Origin of the sequence: uncultured Ruminobacter sp. (assembly GCA_902764345.1) — a bacterium.
Lineage (GTDB): Bacteria > Pseudomonadota > Gammaproteobacteria > Enterobacterales > Succinivibrionaceae > Ruminobacter.
The window spans coordinates 1-17,525 of record CACWVT010000045.1; the positions used below are offsets into that span (position 1 = coordinate 1).

Below are 17,525 nucleotides of genomic sequence, written 5' to 3' on the forward strand. Positions count from 1 at the left end.
TTCTGTCGGTAAATAAACATTGAGCTTCGGAAAAAGCATTTGTTTTTGTGTTTAAAAACCTTAGGTGACAGCATAGGTTAATATTCTTTCAGGATAGTATGGTCATGAAAATTACCGTTTTATTAAGCGGCGGACTCGACAGTTCAACCTGTCTCGCCTTAGCCGTAAGCCGTTACGGTGCAGAAAACGTTTCAGCCTTATGCATTCATTACGGTCAGAAACATGAAAAGGAACTAAAATCAGCAGCGGCCGTTGCCGAATATTATGGCGTGAAGCTTACCACCCTTAATCTGGCAGACATCTTCGCCGGCTCAAACTGCTCACTTATGAAAGGATCAACCGAATCGATTGATCACAGAAGCTACGCCGAACAGCTTAGCGAGAAAGGCGGCAGCGGTACCGTAAGTACCTACGTACCGTTCCGCAACGGCATCATGCTTTCCGCTGCAGCAGGCATTGCTCAGATTCACGGTTCATCAGAGGTATGGTACGGTGCCCACAGGGATGATGCCGCAGGCCGTGCATATCCGGACTGTTCAGAAGAATTTGTAAAACACATGGGTAACGCAATCTTTGAAGGAACAGGCGGAGAAATAAGACTGTATGCCCCGTTTATCGATAAAAACAAGGCAGATATCGTAAAAACCGGACTTGAACTCAAGGTTCCTTATGAACTGACCTGGAGCTGTTACGAAGGCGGTGAAAAACCATGCGGCACCTGCGGTACCTGCATAGACAGAAGCAATGCATTCAGGCTTAACAATGCAACCGATCCTCTGCTTGCAAAATAACCGAAACCTGACAGACTGATAACAGGACAATAAACAGAACTTTTCAGGCAAAAAAAGAACCGCTCAGACAGATTACCCCGAGCAGATGAACAGGAAATACTCACATTCCCCGCATCTGCAAAACAGGAGTTGAAACAAACAATGTACAAGGTAAAAAAACGCATCGTTGTCAGCGCAGCACACTATCTGACTCTTGACTACGAAAGCAAGTGTTCAGGAATTCACGGTCACAACTGGGTTATTGACGTTTATCTGAAAAGCCCTAACCTGAACGCCAACGGCATGGTAATGGATTTCTCTCACATCAAGAAAGTCATCAAGGATGCACTGGATCACAAGATGATTAACGATGTCATTAAGGTAAATCCTACGGCCGAAAACATTGCCTACTGGATCTGTCAGCAGCTTCAGCCGTACTGCTATCGCGTTGACGTGGAAGAAAGTCCTAACAACACCGCATCATATGAAAGAGATGAATAAAGATATTTCGGAAATCGAGTTTTCCGTAAACGAAATTTTTGCGTCAGTCAACGGCGAAGGGACTCTTTCCGGTGAGCTGGCAGTTTTTATCCGTCTCTGCGGCTGCAATCTGCGTTGCTCATACTGCGATACCAAATATGCCTGGGATTTCGCGGATGAAAGGATTATGACCGTATCCGAAATACTTGAGAAAGTAAAATCATACGGAAGCATCCGCAATGTCACCCTGACAGGTGGAGAGCCACTGTACAGAAAAAACGTAAAAAAACTGCTCGAGGCCCTTACCTCTCACGGCTATCTCGTAAATATCGAAACGAACGGTTCCATGAATATCCTACCGTATCTGGAGCTTCCTTTTGCATCTGAACTTATATTCTGCTGTGACTATAAACTTCCTTCAAGCGGAGAGGAAGGAAAGATGCATCTTAACAACATCAGTGCCCTGCGTGAAAATGACGTACTCAAATTCGTCATCGGATCCGAAGATGACTTCGCAAAAACTCTTGAGATTCTTAAAGCATATCACCCAAACTGCCATGTATACCTTTCAGCGGTATTCGGAAAGGTGGAACCTAAAGAGATTGTGGAAAAGCTCCTTTCATGGACAGAAAAAGTCCGTACCGACAGAATAAGAGTACAGCTTCAGCTTCACAAATATATATGGGATCCGAATCTGAGAGGCGTTTAATCCCCTTCGTTAACCGCCGGCATAACCATCTCCGCAGTCAGCTTTCGGGTGAATTCACCTCTTTCGCCCCTCCCAAGCAGTAAAACGGCATAATTCCGCCGTTCATGATCAGAAAAACCGTCCATATCAGTAAAATGAGTATTCACTGATTAAAGCAGTTCCTCATCCTGTACGCAAAGTAATGGTTACTGTTCTGAAACCTTATCATTTATGTGAATTCCACAGTATTTCGAAAAAGTTACGGAGGTTCAGGTATGAGTTCTGTTCCTGTTCACCAGAGTTAAAAACTTCTGAATGTTCACATTCGTTAACATTTTCATTGTAACCCTCCTCTCGTTTTGAAAAATTTTTTGTCTTTCAACTGAACCAACAGTCGGCAATATGGATCATAATAGTATGTGTGTGGCAGGAAATTTCATACCACACTGTCTGACTAAACGAATCATACGGTTTAGGAATAAAAATCAGTCACTAATTACGCTACTTATTTAACGTACCAGCCAGTATGAGGAGAATTTCACATGAATAATCTGTTAAGAAGCATTGCCGTCGGCACAGTGATTGCCGTCTGCACGGTGGGAATGACCACCGGCTGTACCAGTTCAGGACAGCACCTTTCAAAGTATAAGGATCTCAACATCCATCTTAACTATACCGAAACCTTTCATCTCCAGCCTGCTGCCAGATCACCGGAGTATGTATACGTAAATATCAGGGATTTATCAGGTGGCGGACTTGACGGTGTTTTTTCCTCAAGACTTATACCGAAAATTGCCTCCCAGCCGAACATTGCCATAGTTAATACTGCTACAGATGCAGACATAGTCATATACGGCACCATTTCATCCGCCAACTCCACCAGTAACCAGTCCACGGGAGGCGTGGTTGCCGGCACCGTAATCGGTGCCGCCACCGGCGGTGTCATTGCGGCAACTAACAGCTATCATCACGGACTGAGCGCCCTGCCGATAATTCTGGGACTTGTCGGTGCCGGCGTCGGGTATGCGATTGACGACAACCTGAGCGTGGATACCCTGATGTACAGCAGTGACATTGAAATAAAGCAGAAAAACAGTACCGGAAGCTTTGACACCTACCAGACAACCATCACCGTTTCTGGACAGCAGCTTAACATGGATAAGACATATGCCACCGGACAGATGTTTGAACATGTGGCTGAAGGTCTGTCTCAGCTCATCAGTCACTAACAGGACTTGGAGGAAGTTCCTCATCCCGGGGACTACCTCCTTTTACATACGGCAAAATACAATTTTTTTAAGCTCTTGTGATAAAGAATGCTTATTTATATCCTTATTTGTCAGATAATTTAGTCAGTGGTATTGTTTAAACAGTGTGTTGTACTTGTATGAAAAAATTACTAACCTTTATATTTTCAGCGGTAATATGCCCTCTGGCCATAACAGGCTGCGGTGAAAAGGAACTATCCATTGGAACAGCCTTTAATCCAAGCATGTATCATTCCTTCGGCGAGCAGATGAAAAAGAATATGGAAAACGCCAAAGGACTAAAATACAGTGTCACGGTACTCCCTACCGCAGGTTCCGTTGAAAACGTCAGAATGATCAATGACAACAGGCTTCAGCTGGCACTTATTCAGAACGACGTAAGCTATGAAGCCTACCATTCCACAGGCTCCTTCAAGGGAGAACAGCCGCTTAGAAACTTTGTGGCAGTTGCAGGACTCTATACGGAAGCCTGTCATATCGTGGTAAGGGCTGACAGCAATATCCACAAAGTATCAGACCTTCTCGGCAAAGCAATAAGTCTGGGAACCTTCAATTCCGGAACAGAAAAGAATGCAAAGGAAATTCTTAACAAATACGACATCAGCGGCTACAGCATCGTTGCTAAGCACATGAACATCAATGAGGCAATGAATGCTCTGGATGATGGTTCGATTGATGCTCTGTTTCTCACCAACGGCCTGAGGTCCATGGATATTTACGGACTTTCCGGAAGAATCAAAATACGACTACTCTCCATAGATGAAGAACAGCTCCAGAGCATTGTAAATAACTCTCCTTTCTTTATAAAAACCGTCATTCCCGCAAACACCTATGTGGGACAGACCGAAGATATACAAACCATAGGCATAAAGACAATTCTGGCAGTCAACCGTTCCATGCAGAATGAGGAAGTTTACGGAATAACTGAAAATCTGTTTGAAAATGCCAGAGAATTCGACAGGATTGTTCCTACAAACTACAATCTGACCATAAAGGACTCTGCCAAGGGCATTTCCATTCCTTTCCATCCGGGAGCCGCAAAATACTACCGCAGCAAGGGAGAAAAGGTAAGAACGGAATAACACAGGCCGCCAAAATTTCAGACTGAAACCGTTATTTGATAACAATTTAAAGTTAAGGAAGGGAAAAGACTTAAGTCTTTTCCCTTCCCTTTTTCCAACAAACATTCACAGATGCCAATCCGCCGCGACCTAACGGGAACGATGACGTGAAGTCTGATGCTTTTTACTTACTTTTTTGAGACCAGCCGGAGTTGAATCAAAATAATTCAGGATAGATGATGTTCTGTTGTACATGGAACTGTTTCTCATACTCGGAAAATACTCGTTAGCCGCCTTCAAAAAATCGTTTGATGCGACAAGATCAGCCTTGCTGTGACTCTTCACAAAAAGCTCATAGTAAATCATACCGAGATCATAGCATCCGTCCGCATTTTTTAAATCACAGGCCTTCTTGAGATAGGTAACGACTTTAAAGCGTTTGTCGTCATCACCTACATCCTTCTGACTCTCTGAATAAAATTCGCCAAGGAAGGTACAGGATTCCGCATTGTCGGTCCTGCACTGTCCGTCAATAATTTCCAGCATTTCCTTCACGGAACCGTCCAGCTTTTTGTCAAAATCAACATTATCTAGTTGGATTTCAGCCCTTTTAACGTTGTTTTTCGCTGCTGAAAGCAGGTAATCCGCATGCATGTCGACCTTCCTGCAGCTGACACTGTCCCTGTATGAACATCCGCGTTTTAAATAAATCAGAGCCTGCCTGTAATCCTCAGGTGTTCCGAGACCGTGTTTGTTCATATATCCGAGATAGAAGCATGAAGAAGCCTCATCGAGATCACATCCGTCTTCAAAGTAATCAACAGCATGCACGTAGTCACTCTCGGTGTTGTTTCTGTTAAGATAATGAAGACCGGCATAGAAGCAGGACGAACCGTCATCAAGGTTACACCCGCGACTGAAATAATTCAGGGCAGTATCCCTGTTCTTTTCCACGGACAGTCCGCCGTGATACATGGCTCCAAGCTGTCCGCAGGAAAATCCGCTTCCAAGCTCGCAGCCCTTTTTGAAATTTTCAAATGCAAGCTTAAAATCCCTGCCGAGAAACTCTCCGTTTAAATACAGAAGCCCGGCAAGATCATAAGTATCGACGAATGGATACTCATGTGCCTTTTTGAGATATTCATAGGCCTTTCTGTGATTTGATTCCGTTCCGTAACCGGTATAATAAATCATGGCAAGTCTTGAGCAGGAACGACCATCCCCGTCATCACATCCCCGTTTGTACAGGTCGATAACCCGGGCCATTTCCTTTTCATCAGAAAGAAAATCCTCTATAACCATTGCGGCATTCCCGCATCCCTGAGCTTTACCAAGCTCACAGGCCAGGTCATAGTATTTTGCGGAACGCTTCTTGAGTTTTCGGTCGAGAGCCACAAATGTCATGTCGCACAGGTCTTCCGTAATAAGAACTCTGGCAAGTTCCTCAAAGTAATTGACATCCCCGAGACGCAGACATGCTTCGGCATCACTGTCTTTGCACTGCTTCTCAAGAGTTTTAAGAATAAGATCCAGCTTATCAGGGTTCTTTTCCAAAGAACCGTAAAGCACAGATCTTTCGGGAACCTCCACCGTATCACCATCGTGATAGCTGTCGCGGATTTCGATATTGCGGCAATTGCCGTTCTCTGCAGCTGCAACAGTTCCGGCAAGAAGCACTCCCGCACCTAGACAGCATAGACTGCGAATTACCCTTTTTAGCACGACATTTCCATCAGTACTCAGTCTTTGAAAAAATACAGACGATTTCATAACAGCCGCCATGAGTCGTATCCTCATAAATTTCGGACAAAAAAATGACAGCGGTAAAGAACCGCTGTCATTATTATCTCAAACTGTTATAAAAAGTTCACATTATTTTAAAAATAATCAGAGTAACCTCATGGATTCACATTAAAAACTGTAAACTTTCAGTTTCCGAATCAGATAGAAAATTACTTCTTCAGCAGTCTGGTAATGTCATTCTTGCTTCTTGGAGCACCGCGCAGAATCTCACCGTCAATGATGAAGGCAGGAGTACCGTTAACCTCGAGCTCTGCCGCAACCTCACGAATTGAATTGATTACCTCGTCAACATCCTTTGACTCTGACATGGTCTTAACTTCCTTCCAGTTCAGATCCAGGGATTCAACAAGAGACTGCAGTTCAACTTCATTTGAAAGACGGGAAGTTTTGGTCATCAGCTCGTTGTTGTACTTCACGTACTTTTCCTTGTTCAGGTTGTAAATGACAACACCCACTCTGGCAGCCGTATTAGAAATCTCGGAGAGAATAGGAAACTCCATGTAGATGTACTTAGTATCTTTGCTTTCCTTCAGGAGATCGATAAAGAGAGGCTTTGCCCTTTTGCAGTAACCACAGTTGTAGTCAAAGAATTCAACAATGACATGCTTGGCCTTTGCAGGACCTGACTGAGGGAACAGCTTACTGTTCTCGATTTCGGCAATAAGCTTATCCTGCTTCTGCTTCTGAAGTTCCTGCTGACGACGCTGGACATTGGCTGTTGCTTCAATTAACACGTCAGGATTATTAACAATGTAATCATGTATGATGTTTTCAATTTCACTCTTTGAATATTCCGCATAAGCAGGAGCAGACAGTACAGAAGCCATAATCAAAGAGGTAAATAAAGTACGGATTTTCATGGAATAACCCTTAATGCGATAGTTGAACAAAAGTGTCAGTTGCTTACGGAAAAACTCTTCCGTTTGTTATCAGTTCCCCTGAACACAACGTCCGATTATAGCAAAAAAAAGTGCAATAGCACGTATCCGGTGGCTTAAATCACTAAAATTGAGATATATGCACGGTGAAAAACGATTACCGGAAGGATTACGGCCATTTAACGTCCCGAAGCCTTACTCCAAAAGTTTTTCGTATGATAAAAATTTATCCTATTAACCGCATTTTTCGTGAACCCTGTGGCAAATTATTGTAAAATATCACAAATTCTCAGGGCGGGGTGAAATTCCCCACCGGCGGAGACAGCCCGCGAGCCTTAAACGGTAAGATCATGGTGAAAATCCTGAGCCGACGGTAAAAGTCCGGATAGAAGAGAGTAGTTTTCTGCTTTGTTTTATTGCAAACAAATTAGCCCTGACCTACGTAAAAAATTATGGAGAGTCAGATTGTGAGTCAGTGTAACTTATTAGAGATTTTTGCCGAAACCCCGGAAGAGCGCGTTGAACTGGCGCTTCAGGCCATGCGTGAAGGTAACGGTGTCCTTGTTGTTGATGATGAAAACAGGGAAAACGAAGGTGACATCATTTTTGCGGCCGAAAAAATGACCGAAGCCCAGATGGCAATGATGATTCGCTACTGCTCAGGCATTGTGTGCCTCTGCATGCCGGAAGAAAAAATGAAGCAGCTGGAATTACCGCAGATGGTAAGCAACAATACCAGCTCATACGGTACTGCCTTTACAATCACCATTGAAGCTGCAAAGGGTGTAACCACCGGCGTAAGTGCTCACGATCGTCTGACCACCATAAAGGCCGCAATCAATCCTGATGCCAAGCCTTCAGATTTAAGTCATCCTGGACACGTATTTCCTCTGACCGCAAAAACCGGCGGTGTACTGGTTCGTGACGGTCATACTGAAGCTTCAGTTGACCTTGCAAGAATGGCAGGTCTCAATCCGAGCGGTGTTCTCTGTGAGCTCACCAATGATGACGGCACCATGGCCAGACTGCCTCAGGTAGTAGCCTTCGGTCTGCAGCACAACATGACCGTGGTAAGCATTCTTGATATCGTAGCCTACCGCAAGGCTCGCAACATTTAGTCTCAGTATTTTCCCAAACGGGGATCAGTACGCCGGATAAAAATGCCCATGGACATAATTATCCGGCGTTTTCATTTTTCCTCATGGCAGAGTGCCATAAAGAATTCACAAATGAAATTCTCAACTTTCCCAGTAAATTTTCTGGGACAAAACCTTAATCCATGCGATCTAGGTGCTCTTTAAAAACTTGCGATGATTTTTTAATCAATTTGTCCTGACTCTTTTAGGAAATAAATCCTCCCGTAAACGTGTTACAAAATTCTGAACGTGAGCTATCTGTTCGGTAAACCAGCTACTGAGCATTTCATGGGCTAAGGATAAAGCTTTTTCATAGCTCCTTTGTTTTTATGACCGCTGGCTGAATAGATGTTCAGTTTTCATCAGAACGGTTAATGCTAAACAATGAAATAATCTTTAATTTCGTTGCCTGTTATATAAAGTTTCAGTGTTTCTGCAGGTTTCCGTGTAGAATAAATCCACGGACCTACAAAATAAATCACTCTGTCAGATTTGTTTGTCAGGGTAGTAGCATTATTCTTGTTAGTTGCCTGTGTGCCGTCACATTCGTCTGATGATTGAAAACCGTCTATTAGAGCCACAGGTGACTGAGATGTTTTAATGTCGGAGGTTAACTCCTGTGATTTGACTTTATCGTCGGTAAAATTCTGAAGTTCTGCTGCTTCCCTGAGTTTGCTTTCCGTAATTCCGTAGATGTAGCATTTTTTCATGAAGGACAATTTGTCGTCAAATCTTAGGACCATCAAACCTGAATCATCAGTTTCTACTCTGATGTGCTCTAAACGCCTTTTGAGATTAAAAAGCAAACCTAAATTTGATCTTATCTTTCCGGTATCTGACAGCAGAACCAGTGGTAGCTCAAACAATTCGCCTTCATCAGAAAGTAAAGACGTCTGGTTCTGCAAGTGCACATAAAGTGGTTTGGCGTATTTCATGGTCTGCTGATATTTCCTGTGATAATCGAAACTTGATTTGAACATTTCAAAAAACAGAATGGCAGTAATTACGGACAGGACGACGAATACCAGCATTAATAACATGCGACGCCCATGTTTACCTGTAAAATCATAAACATACAGTATTGAAGGATTTTCTCTGTTGTAGATAAATTTTATTTCATAGTCCATAAATGCTGAACAGCTGATTTCTTTAATATGTATCTGCTTTGGCATTATCTGCAATGCTTCTTCATCCGAAAGGACCTCGGCAGTGTAGCCACATCTATATGTTCCTCCCTTTAAATTTTGCACATATCGACGATAATCCTCGTAAAGAACTTTCGCTGAACCATGACTGTAGCCAGGTAAGGTAATATTGAAAAATTTATATATGCCGATAGGAAATGCGTTCGTATAGAGACACGATGTAAAAAACAACAGTGTAAGCAGAGTGAAAATAACTAGTATTCTTGTGGTGTAGGGACTTTTGATAAGAAACGAGTCAGAGACATATCCCTGATTATCACTTTCAATTATGGATTTAAGTACTTCCCAGCTGTTGGTTCTGTTTCCCATGTTCTCGGATTCCGAAGTAAGAATGACTGATTTTTAATAATGTAAGGGAGTTCTATAAATTGAAATTTGAGTAAAAAAAGAGTTTTGTTTTGACATCTTCGTAATTGTAATGCTAAAAAAAACAACATAATCAAGGACAACCTGATGAAAGATTGTATCAGAAATTTCAATCGGGTGGTTCTGTTTTAAGGAGCTTTTCACCAGGCTTCTCACTTGATTATCGGTGAATAAACATTACTCCATGATACCTTACGTGATATAGTTGTTTGTGATGCGTATGAGGGAGGATTTATTTTCCGGAAAGAAAATCACCACAAACTGACGTAAAAATCAACGCTAGTTCTTAAAGAACACCTAAACCTCACGGATTAAGGTTTTATCCCGTAAAATTAAGTGGGAAAGTTGAGTGAAATTTAAATAATTACGCATCTTCGATCAAAAATCCGGTCACCCTGCTTCCGCAGCATGACCGGATTTTACGTTTCTTCCCGATATCTTATTTTCGGGAATCCAAACTTCCGTTAGGCCTCGTTGTAAATTTCAAGGTTTTCGGTTGAATCATTCCAGGCCTTGTCAGCCTTCGCATCATCGTTACGAACCTGTTCAAGGAAGTTCAGGTAGTTTTCATCAATGTCGTTGGTAATGTACTGACCGTTGAACACGGAGGTTTCAAAGCTCTTCAGTTCAGGGTTTTCCATTCTTACGGCCTTCTCAAGATCTTCAAGAGACTGATAGATAAGGGCATCTGCACGTATCAGCTTGCATACTTCATCAGCAGTCTTACCATAGGCAATGAGTTCCTTGCTTGAAGGCATGTCGATACCGTATACGTTTGGATATCTGATTTCAGGTGCCGCAGAGGCAAAATAAACCTTCTTCGCACCAGCCTCATGAGCCATGTCAACGATCTGACCTGAAGTGGTTCCGCGAACGATGGAATCATCAACAAGCAGTACATTCTTGCCCTTAAATTCTGCAGGAATCGGATTGAGCTTGTTGCGTACGCTCTTCTTTCTCTGCTTCTGACCAGGCATAATGAAGGTTCTGCCGATGTAACGGTTTTTTACAAAACCCTGACGGTAAGGAACACCGAGACTCTTCGCTATTTCAACGGCAATGTCACAGCTGGTTTCAGGGATAGGAATTACCACGTCAATGTCAAGGTCTGCAAAATCACGCTTAATCTTTTCACCAAGCATGGTTCCCATGTGAACACGGGCCGCATAAACTGAAACTCCGTTCATGATTGAATCAGGACGGGCAAAGTACACATATTCGAAAATACAAGGATTAAGCTTGGTTTCTGATGCACAGATTCTGTTATACAGTCTGCCGTCTTCAGTTACAAAAATTGCCTCGCCCGGAGCAACATCACGAACAAGTCTGAAACCAAGGATGTCAAGAGCAACGCTTTCGGAAGCAACGGCATATTCCATCTTGCCGTTTTCACCTTCCCTTTCACCGAGTACGAGAGGACGGATACCGTTAGGATCCCTGAAAGCCACGAGACCTACGCCGAGAATAAGTGATACCACGCCGTAAGCGCCTCTAATCTGGTCGTTAACCCTGTGAACGGCATTGAAGATTTCATCAGCGGTAATGTTATCGCAGTTGCACTGATCGATTTCGTGGGCAAACACATTAAGCAGAACTTCAGAATCGGAAGTGGTATTCACGTGACGGTGGAATCTGTTGCACTTTTCACGAAGTTCCTGAACATTGGTAAGATTACCGTTATGAGCAAGAGCAATACCAAAAGGACTGTTAACGTAGAAAGGCTGAGCTTCAGCCGCTGAAGATGAACCGGCAGTCGGATAACGCACGTGACCGATACCGATGTTTCCCTTCAGTCTGTACATATGCTTGGTTTCAAAAACATCACGTACCAGACCATTTGCCTTCCGCTGCTTGAAGTTACCGTCATAGCTGGTAACAATGCCTGCCGCATCCTGACCTCTATGCTGTAAAACTGTCAAAGCATCATAAAGAGCCTGATTAACTGGGGTGGTAGCTACAATACCTACGATACCGCACATCTTTATACATCCTATTTAATAAAATACGCCCATACGGCAAAATTTTAAATCACGGATCAAAATTTAAACATCCGACCTGTGACAATGACTATAAGCACGCCTATTATAAACTTTTTCAAAAAATTGACTACAAAAAAGAATAAATCCCTGAAAATTTAAACACGGAGTTTCCCGGAAGTACCGCTCCGGTATAAAGGGAATACAGATTCCGCTTTTTTTGCGACATTGGCGCACCGACGCAAATCCGCCGCACATGCCACCATTATAAATTGGACTTCTGAAAAAATGATGAACCGGCCTCACAGCCGGCACAAAATCATTCCTGCGATTGTACAGTAATCACATCATCGTTCAGACAAACAAAGACCCCGGAAAGCCTTGAATGCTTATCCGGGGCCCTTTCACATGGACGAATTCTACTTAACAGGTTCTTCCTCTACAGGAACATCCGTAGTCTCTGTTTTTTCAGCCGGAGCTGCTACAGGAACATCCTCGACCTTCAGACCGTTTTCTGATGAGAAGCCCGGAACCATGGATTTGCCCATGTTCTCAAGACCGAACGATTTCAGTGTTGAGTCGGCCACGTGCAGAACTTCCGGAAGCACCACCGCATCCTTGTACCACTGTTCAGACTTCATTCTTGAAAAATAACCGTAGTTAAACGCAAGCTGCAGACCGCAGGCGGCAATCAGCACGATTAACACGCCTCTTACCGCACCAAACACGGTGCCGAGCATACGATCGGTTCCTGAAAGACCGGTCTTCTTCAGAACCAGGGTAATGACATAATTTACGAACCCGATAATCATAAGGGTACCGATAAACAGAACAAACAGAGATACGGCGTATCTTACTGCCGTGTCATCCGTAAAGGTAATCAGAGAGGCAAAAGTATCATAGAAATTTGTGGCAACAAAAAAAGCCGCAGCCCAGGCCACAAGGGACAGAATCTCTTTAATAAATCCCCTGATAAGACTGATAAGCATGCTAATCACAACAATGCCGATGATGGCATAATCAATCCACTGCATAGTAATTCTTCCAAATCAAGCAAAAAAATGACAACAGGTATTCCGAATGCCGGCCGCTTACGTAAAAGCGACACGGAAAACACTGCACACATAATCACCAAAAGTCCTGACACAGAGGCTTACGATAAAAGCGAGTTCCCGGATGTACTGATACCTTTTAATCCGTTCGTCATGCGGGAACAGGTATGTTCACGACCTAACTGATGCCGGACATTTTATATTATTAGACACATAAAGTTAACACCGACATACAATTTTTTAACCGGGAATAGTATCGAAAATCAAAAGAGACACAATATGGAACCACTTCGTTTGCATCTTGTATTTCAGAGAGTATAATGTGACATACATCAAATTTAATTCCCAAAACCATAGCGGTACGCATCATGGTAACCTTTTTAAAAAAATTTCTGTGGATAGTCATCAGTTTTCTGATTATCTATGCCTGTCTGTTTATCGGAAAGCAGATTGCCTCTCTGCTTCCTTTCGTTTTTCCGGGAAGCATCATCGGACTTATGCTTCTTTTTCTCTGTCTTGAATTCAGGGTTGTCCGTCTTGAATGGATTATGCCTTCAGGCTCTCTCTTTCTGAAATACATGGCCCTGCTCTTCATGCCTTCAGCAATAGGCATAATCACCTACCTCAACGAGGTTTATTCATCCATGGTTCTGATAATCTTCAACATGGTATCAGGTATCGCTCTTATTCTTCTTGTTGTCGGACGACTGTTCCAGCACATGAGTGAAACTCCGGAAGAAAGAAAAAGACGCAAACTGCTGTACAGAAGAGCCATAAGGTACAAAAAAATAACCAGACAGAAACTGAAGCCCCTGTCGGCGGAAGCAGCCGCCGTCACTGCGGCCGTAAACACAAAAGAGGAGAAGAGATAACATGGATACCATCATCTCTCTTTTTGAGAATCACGAATGGATGTACTTTGCTTCACTGCCTCTCTCAGTGGGCTTGTTTTTTCTGGTAAGAGCCGTACAGATGAAAACCGGATGGTCTATTCTCAATCCGCTGCTCATTCCCGTAATCATCATTATCGCCATTATTCTGATGACGGGTTCAGATCCCAAGGAATATCAGGACGGCACGCGCATAATCAGCTGGCTGCTGGAACCATGCATCGTGGCTCTCGCCATACCGCTGTACCTTAAATTCAACCTGATAAAGTCTCAGGCCTTACCGATTCTTATCTGTTGCGCCATATCAATATTCATCAGTTTTATCATCGCCTACGTGAGCTGTCATGTCATGGGAGTTAACCATAACATGATCCCGACTCTCGGAGCCCGTTCCATCACCACTCCGCTCGCAATGGATGTATCAGACAGACTTGGGGGCATAAGCTCCGTTACTGCCTGCATCGTGTGCGGTGTCGGTATTCTCGGTGCAGTTATCGGCTTTCCTCTGATGAAACTTTTCCGCATACGCAATCCTAAAGCTCAGGGACTTGCCATCGGTGCATGCGCACATGCAGTGGGAACCTCGGCCGCCAACGAACAGGGGGAAACTCAGGGAGCCTATTCATCACTGAGTCTTATCGTCTGCGGTGTCATGACAACATTTTTGGCGACTCCGATATTCATGCTGCTGAATTTCCTGGACGAAGTATTCAAATGGTAACCACTGACAAAGGCAGAGACGTCTGTTTTCACAAATGTCTGAAAAGTCCTCAACACCTTTACTGATGCTGATTTTCAGACATCAGCCCTTATTTTTACGATACAGTTAACAAAAAACAGACAAACAGTATCATTTTTTCTGTTTTGAACTAAAAAACTCTTGCACTTTTCAGGAATTAGAATATGATAGTCAGTGTCTGAACCACAGACAATCTCAGTAATGGGGTTTGGTTCTCTCGTATTCTCTGTTTACGTACCAGGCCAGGTCCGGAAGGAAGCAACCAGCGTAAAATTTGGGAAGTACCGAGATGTAGCTAGGCCCCACCTAAAAATATTTATCTTTTTCTCCCCTAAACGTATCTCCGCATCTGATAGTTATCAGAAAAGTGTTTATTGCGTCTTTCTGAATCATTTTTTACTTAAACATCTGTCCAATACTGCTTTTTTCGGTATCACATACAGAATGTATTTCCGTATTGATGTATAATCGACTGTGTTTCGAATATACAGGATCGGTACAGTGCCATGAACTTTTTTGAAAATACCTCTCAGCAGAGCTTTTCTGATTTGATTCTCGGTGAAAGCATCTACATTGACAAAACGGCTCAGATTTCCAGCTTGTACTCCAGCCACAACAAATTCGAAATACTCATAAGGCCATGGGGATTTGGCAAAACACTGCTTCTTGACACCATAAACTTCATATTCACCAACGGCACTGAACATTCCTTCCTTAAGAACCTGAGCATTTCCTCACTCGACATGACTTTCCCGAAGCAGACCGTTCTTAAGCTTGATTTTTCCGACCGCAGAATTCAGTCAGCAGAAGGATTCAAAGGTTTCATACACTCCTTCTACAAGTCATATCTGTTTGAACAGAACATTCCATTAAGGCTCAACAGGGATCTGAGCATCTACTGGATGACCATGTACTTCATCAGAGCAGTTGCATCAGCAAGCCCGACCGGCAGAATTGTTTTTCTGATAGACAACTATGATCAGCCATTCCTGAGATTTCTGGAAGACAGGATTGTCAACTTCCAGGATCTGTACGATGAAATGCTGGATTTCTACCACGCACTCTACGATCAGGTGGAATTCATAGACTGGCTGCTTATCTGCGGCGAAACAAAGTTTGCCCTGTCCACGGAAAGACATGAGGGACTGCCGTACATTTCCGATGTAAGCTACAGTGATCAGTCCACCTGCCTCTGCGGCTTTTCGCAGGGCGACATCCACAAATATTTCGAGGACAGCATACAGGATGAGGCAGAAGCCGCCGGGGAAACAGCCGAAATATACCTCGGAAGGATCACGGACTGGTACGGAAGATACCGCTTTACGCCACACAACATTCCGGTTACCAGACCATACAGCATAAAGTCGTATTTCAGCAAAACAAATTACAGAACGGATTTCAAAACCTACTACCCTGTTGAAAGATTTTATAATTTTCTGCCCAAGCTTCTTGCAAAATACGGTCGCAATCATGAAAGACTTCTGGCGCCGAATGACTGCGGATATCTTTTTTCCGACAGTCTGGATCCGTACAACATAAACATGTTCTCCCTGCTATATCAGCTGGGATTCTATTCATTCTCCTCAATTACCCTGAGTAAGAATCCGGGATTCCAGAGATATAAATATCAGGCAAGCATGGTGAATAACGAAATGAACGAATGTTATCTCAAGCTTATTGACATGGCGGAAAACATCAGCATTCCCCGCTGAGCCATTTTACCCAGAGCAGGTTCACCTTAGAGACTCACATCAACTCTTTACAAAAGCAGGTTTTTCTAGGATACTACCGGCACGACAGACAGGCTGACTCATCATTTCCATGATACGGCTGCGTAATGAAACCATGTCTGTGTCAGCCGGATACGGATAATAACTTCCGATCGCATAAAAACAGGAAAGAAATATAATGGCACTGAGAGTTTTCGATATCGACGGAACAATTCTTAACGGAGACAGTAATGATCAGTTCTTCAAATGTCTGATTAACCACGGAATCATCCAACCGGAATATCTTGATTTCAACCGAGAGGCAGGAATTCTGTTCCGTAACGGAACCCTGAACATTCTGGAATATTACCGTTACGTCATCAGACCGATTGCCGGCAAAACAGAAAAAGATCTTGAGGAACTTCTTACCGATTACCGTGAAAATTACCTTAAGCCACGTGTATATCCGAAAGCCATGTCGCTTATTGAACATTACAAATCCGAAGGTCATACTGTTGTTCTCGCTTCAGCCACCATGGATCTGCTGGTAAAACAGACCGCCAGCGTCGTAAATGCTGATTACTTTATCAGCACCAGGGTAAAATATGATGAGGATGGCAGGATATTTGACGTTTATCCGGACTTCTGCCATCAGGAAGGCAAAAGAACCAGACTGCAGTCTCTCTGCAGGGAAAACGCTCTGAGCCTGAAGGACAGCATCGGCTACGGCGACACCGTAAACGACATTCCCCTTCTTGAAACCGTTGAACGGGCGTTTATCGTAAATCCGGGAAAGCACAGCGAAAAACTTCTTATGACCGCCGAAAAGAACGGCTGGCAAACCATCCTATTCTGAGAAAAGAGGAAACATCCCATGACTTCAGCTGAGAATGTTGCAGCAAACGTTTCAACCGAAAACCGATCTGACGTACGTGATTTTCACGTCGGTGACATTGTACGTCACTTCAAAAGAGAATACGTTAATCAGGATACCGCGGAATATCTGTACAGAATAGTGGCATTTGCGGGACATACCGAAACCGGAGAAAGACTGGTGATCTATGAAGCCCTGTATCCGCCATACAAGGTCTGTGCCCGTCCCTATGACATGTTCATGAGTCCGGTTGACAGGATTAAGTACCCTGATGCAGCTCAGGAGTATCGTTTCGAACTGGTTCACAGACCGGCATAAAACATCGATAACACACTCTCAGAAGCTGAGAGTGTGCGCATCGCCAATTCTGACCGATAACGGCATATTCCCTTCTGAGTTCGCTTTGGAAGAGGATCATCGGTCCATCCCGTCATTATCATCAGCTTCAACCAAAAGACAAAAAACTAAAGGGCCGAACTCCCGCAAAGCAAGAAATTCAGCCCTAAAATAAGCGTACGTTTTATTTGTTAAGCCCAAATTTTGCGAGAATAGATAAGTACACAATACAAAAAAACTCAAAGAAATACCATTTTTCAGTGGTGTTTCTTTGTTTTATATGTTATACTAGAT

At 43.4% G+C, this 17,525-nt stretch carries 16 protein-coding genes, 1 other RNA gene and 1 riboswitch; of the genes, 12 read left to right on the top strand and 5 right to left on the bottom strand.

What is annotated here, in order from left to right; genetic code table 11:
- Nucleotides 1–104: 104 nt before the first annotated feature.
- From queC to QZU58_RS08035, 5 genes are all read left to right on the top strand, one after another.
- The gene (gene queC / locus QZU58_RS08015; RefSeq protein ID WP_294463170.1) at nucleotides 105–791 is read left to right on the top strand and encodes a 7-cyano-7-deazaguanine synthase QueC; all 687 of its coding nucleotides are present in this window, start codon (nucleotides 105–107) and stop codon (nucleotides 789–791) included.
- Nucleotides 792–932: 141 nt separating this feature from the next.
- On the top strand, nucleotides 933–1,271 hold the full coding sequence (queD, locus tag QZU58_RS08020) for a 6-carboxytetrahydropterin synthase QueD (protein WP_294495962.1): 339 nt from the start codon (nucleotides 933–935) through the stop codon (nucleotides 1,269–1,271).
- Nucleotides 1,264–1,959, top strand: a complete 696-nt coding sequence (locus tag QZU58_RS08025; protein WP_294495963.1) for a radical SAM protein — start codon at nucleotides 1,264–1,266, stop codon at nucleotides 1,957–1,959. Before queD ends, QZU58_RS08025 begins: the two co-directional genes overlap by 8 nt.
- A 521-nt stretch (nucleotides 1,960–2,480) precedes the next feature.
- A complete protein-coding gene (gene traT, locus QZU58_RS08030; protein ID WP_294495964.1) occupies nucleotides 2,481–3,167 on the top strand; it encodes a complement resistance protein TraT in 687 nt (228 codons plus the stop codon).
- 158 nt (nucleotides 3,168–3,325) lie between these two features.
- The gene (locus tag QZU58_RS08035; RefSeq protein WP_294495965.1) at nucleotides 3,326–4,288 is read left to right on the top strand and encodes a TAXI family TRAP transporter solute-binding subunit; all 963 of its coding nucleotides are present in this window, start codon (nucleotides 3,326–3,328) and stop codon (nucleotides 4,286–4,288) included.
- Between the two features lie 129 nt (nucleotides 4,289–4,417).
- On the opposite strand, the gene QZU58_RS08040 is transcribed toward QZU58_RS08035, so the two are convergent.
- Both QZU58_RS08040 and QZU58_RS08045 read right to left on the bottom strand, forming a co-directional pair.
- A complete protein-coding gene (locus QZU58_RS08040; protein WP_294495966.1) occupies nucleotides 4,418–5,989 on the bottom strand; it encodes an SEL1-like repeat protein in 1,572 nt (523 codons plus the stop codon).
- Between the two features lie 230 nt (nucleotides 5,990–6,219).
- Nucleotides 6,220–6,930 carry a DsbA family protein gene (locus tag QZU58_RS08045; RefSeq protein ID WP_294495967.1) on the bottom strand — a complete coding sequence of 237 codons (711 nt, stop codon included), beginning with the start codon at nucleotides 6,928–6,930 and terminating at the stop codon, nucleotides 6,220–6,222.
- A gap of 299 nt (nucleotides 6,931–7,229) precedes the next feature.
- A riboswitch (FMN riboswitch) is annotated at nucleotides 7,230–7,349 on the top strand.
- Between the two features lie 51 nt (nucleotides 7,350–7,400).
- On the opposite strand from QZU58_RS08045, the gene ribB reads away from it, so the two are divergent.
- Nucleotides 7,401–8,066, top strand: coding sequence for a 3,4-dihydroxy-2-butanone-4-phosphate synthase (gene ribB, locus QZU58_RS08050; protein WP_294495968.1), 666 nt, complete (start codon nucleotides 7,401–7,403; stop codon nucleotides 8,064–8,066).
- Between the two features lie 395 nt (nucleotides 8,067–8,461).
- On the opposite strand, the gene QZU58_RS08055 is transcribed toward ribB, so the two are convergent.
- From QZU58_RS08055 to QZU58_RS08065, 3 genes are all read right to left on the bottom strand, one after another.
- Nucleotides 8,462–9,598, bottom strand: coding sequence for a hypothetical protein (locus QZU58_RS08055; RefSeq protein ID WP_294495969.1), 1,137 nt, complete (start codon nucleotides 9,596–9,598; stop codon nucleotides 8,462–8,464).
- Nucleotides 9,599–10,119: 521 nt separating this feature from the next.
- A complete protein-coding gene (purF, locus tag QZU58_RS08060; RefSeq protein WP_294463523.1) occupies nucleotides 10,120–11,634 on the bottom strand; it encodes an amidophosphoribosyltransferase in 1,515 nt (504 codons plus the stop codon).
- 416 nt (nucleotides 11,635–12,050) lie between these two features.
- Nucleotides 12,051–12,665 (bottom strand): CvpA family protein, encoded by a 615-nt coding sequence (locus QZU58_RS08065; protein ID WP_294495970.1) that lies wholly within the window; start codon nucleotides 12,663–12,665, stop codon nucleotides 12,051–12,053.
- Between the two features lie 386 nt (nucleotides 12,666–13,051).
- Here QZU58_RS08065 and QZU58_RS08070 point away from each other — a divergent pair, with 386 nt between their 5' ends.
- The 6 genes from QZU58_RS08070 (at nucleotide 13,052) to QZU58_RS08095 (ending at nucleotide 17,213) form a co-directional block, all read left to right on the top strand.
- Nucleotides 13,052–13,555 (top strand): CidA/LrgA family protein, encoded by a 504-nt coding sequence (locus tag QZU58_RS08070; protein ID WP_294463097.1) that lies wholly within the window; start codon nucleotides 13,052–13,054, stop codon nucleotides 13,553–13,555.
- Nucleotide 13,556: 1 nt separating this feature from the next.
- Nucleotides 13,557–14,294, top strand: a complete 738-nt coding sequence (locus tag QZU58_RS08075; RefSeq protein ID WP_294463095.1) for an LrgB family protein — start codon at nucleotides 13,557–13,559, stop codon at nucleotides 14,292–14,294.
- A 224-nt stretch (nucleotides 14,295–14,518) separates the two neighbouring features.
- An RNA gene (gene ffs / locus QZU58_RS08080) (signal recognition particle sRNA small type) lies at nucleotides 14,519–14,616 on the top strand.
- A 202-nt stretch (nucleotides 14,617–14,818) separates the two neighbouring features.
- Nucleotides 14,819–16,024, top strand: coding sequence for an AAA family ATPase (locus tag QZU58_RS08085; protein ID WP_294495971.1), 1,206 nt, complete (start codon nucleotides 14,819–14,821; stop codon nucleotides 16,022–16,024).
- Between the two features lie 196 nt (nucleotides 16,025–16,220).
- Nucleotides 16,221–16,877, top strand: coding sequence for an HAD-IB family hydrolase (locus tag QZU58_RS08090; protein WP_294463088.1), 657 nt, complete (start codon nucleotides 16,221–16,223; stop codon nucleotides 16,875–16,877).
- Between the two features lie 18 nt (nucleotides 16,878–16,895).
- Complete coding sequence (locus QZU58_RS08095) at nucleotides 16,896–17,213, top strand: DUF1653 domain-containing protein (RefSeq protein WP_294463086.1); 318 nt, start codon at nucleotides 16,896–16,898, stop codon at nucleotides 17,211–17,213.
- Nucleotides 17,214–17,525: the final 312 nt, after the last annotated feature.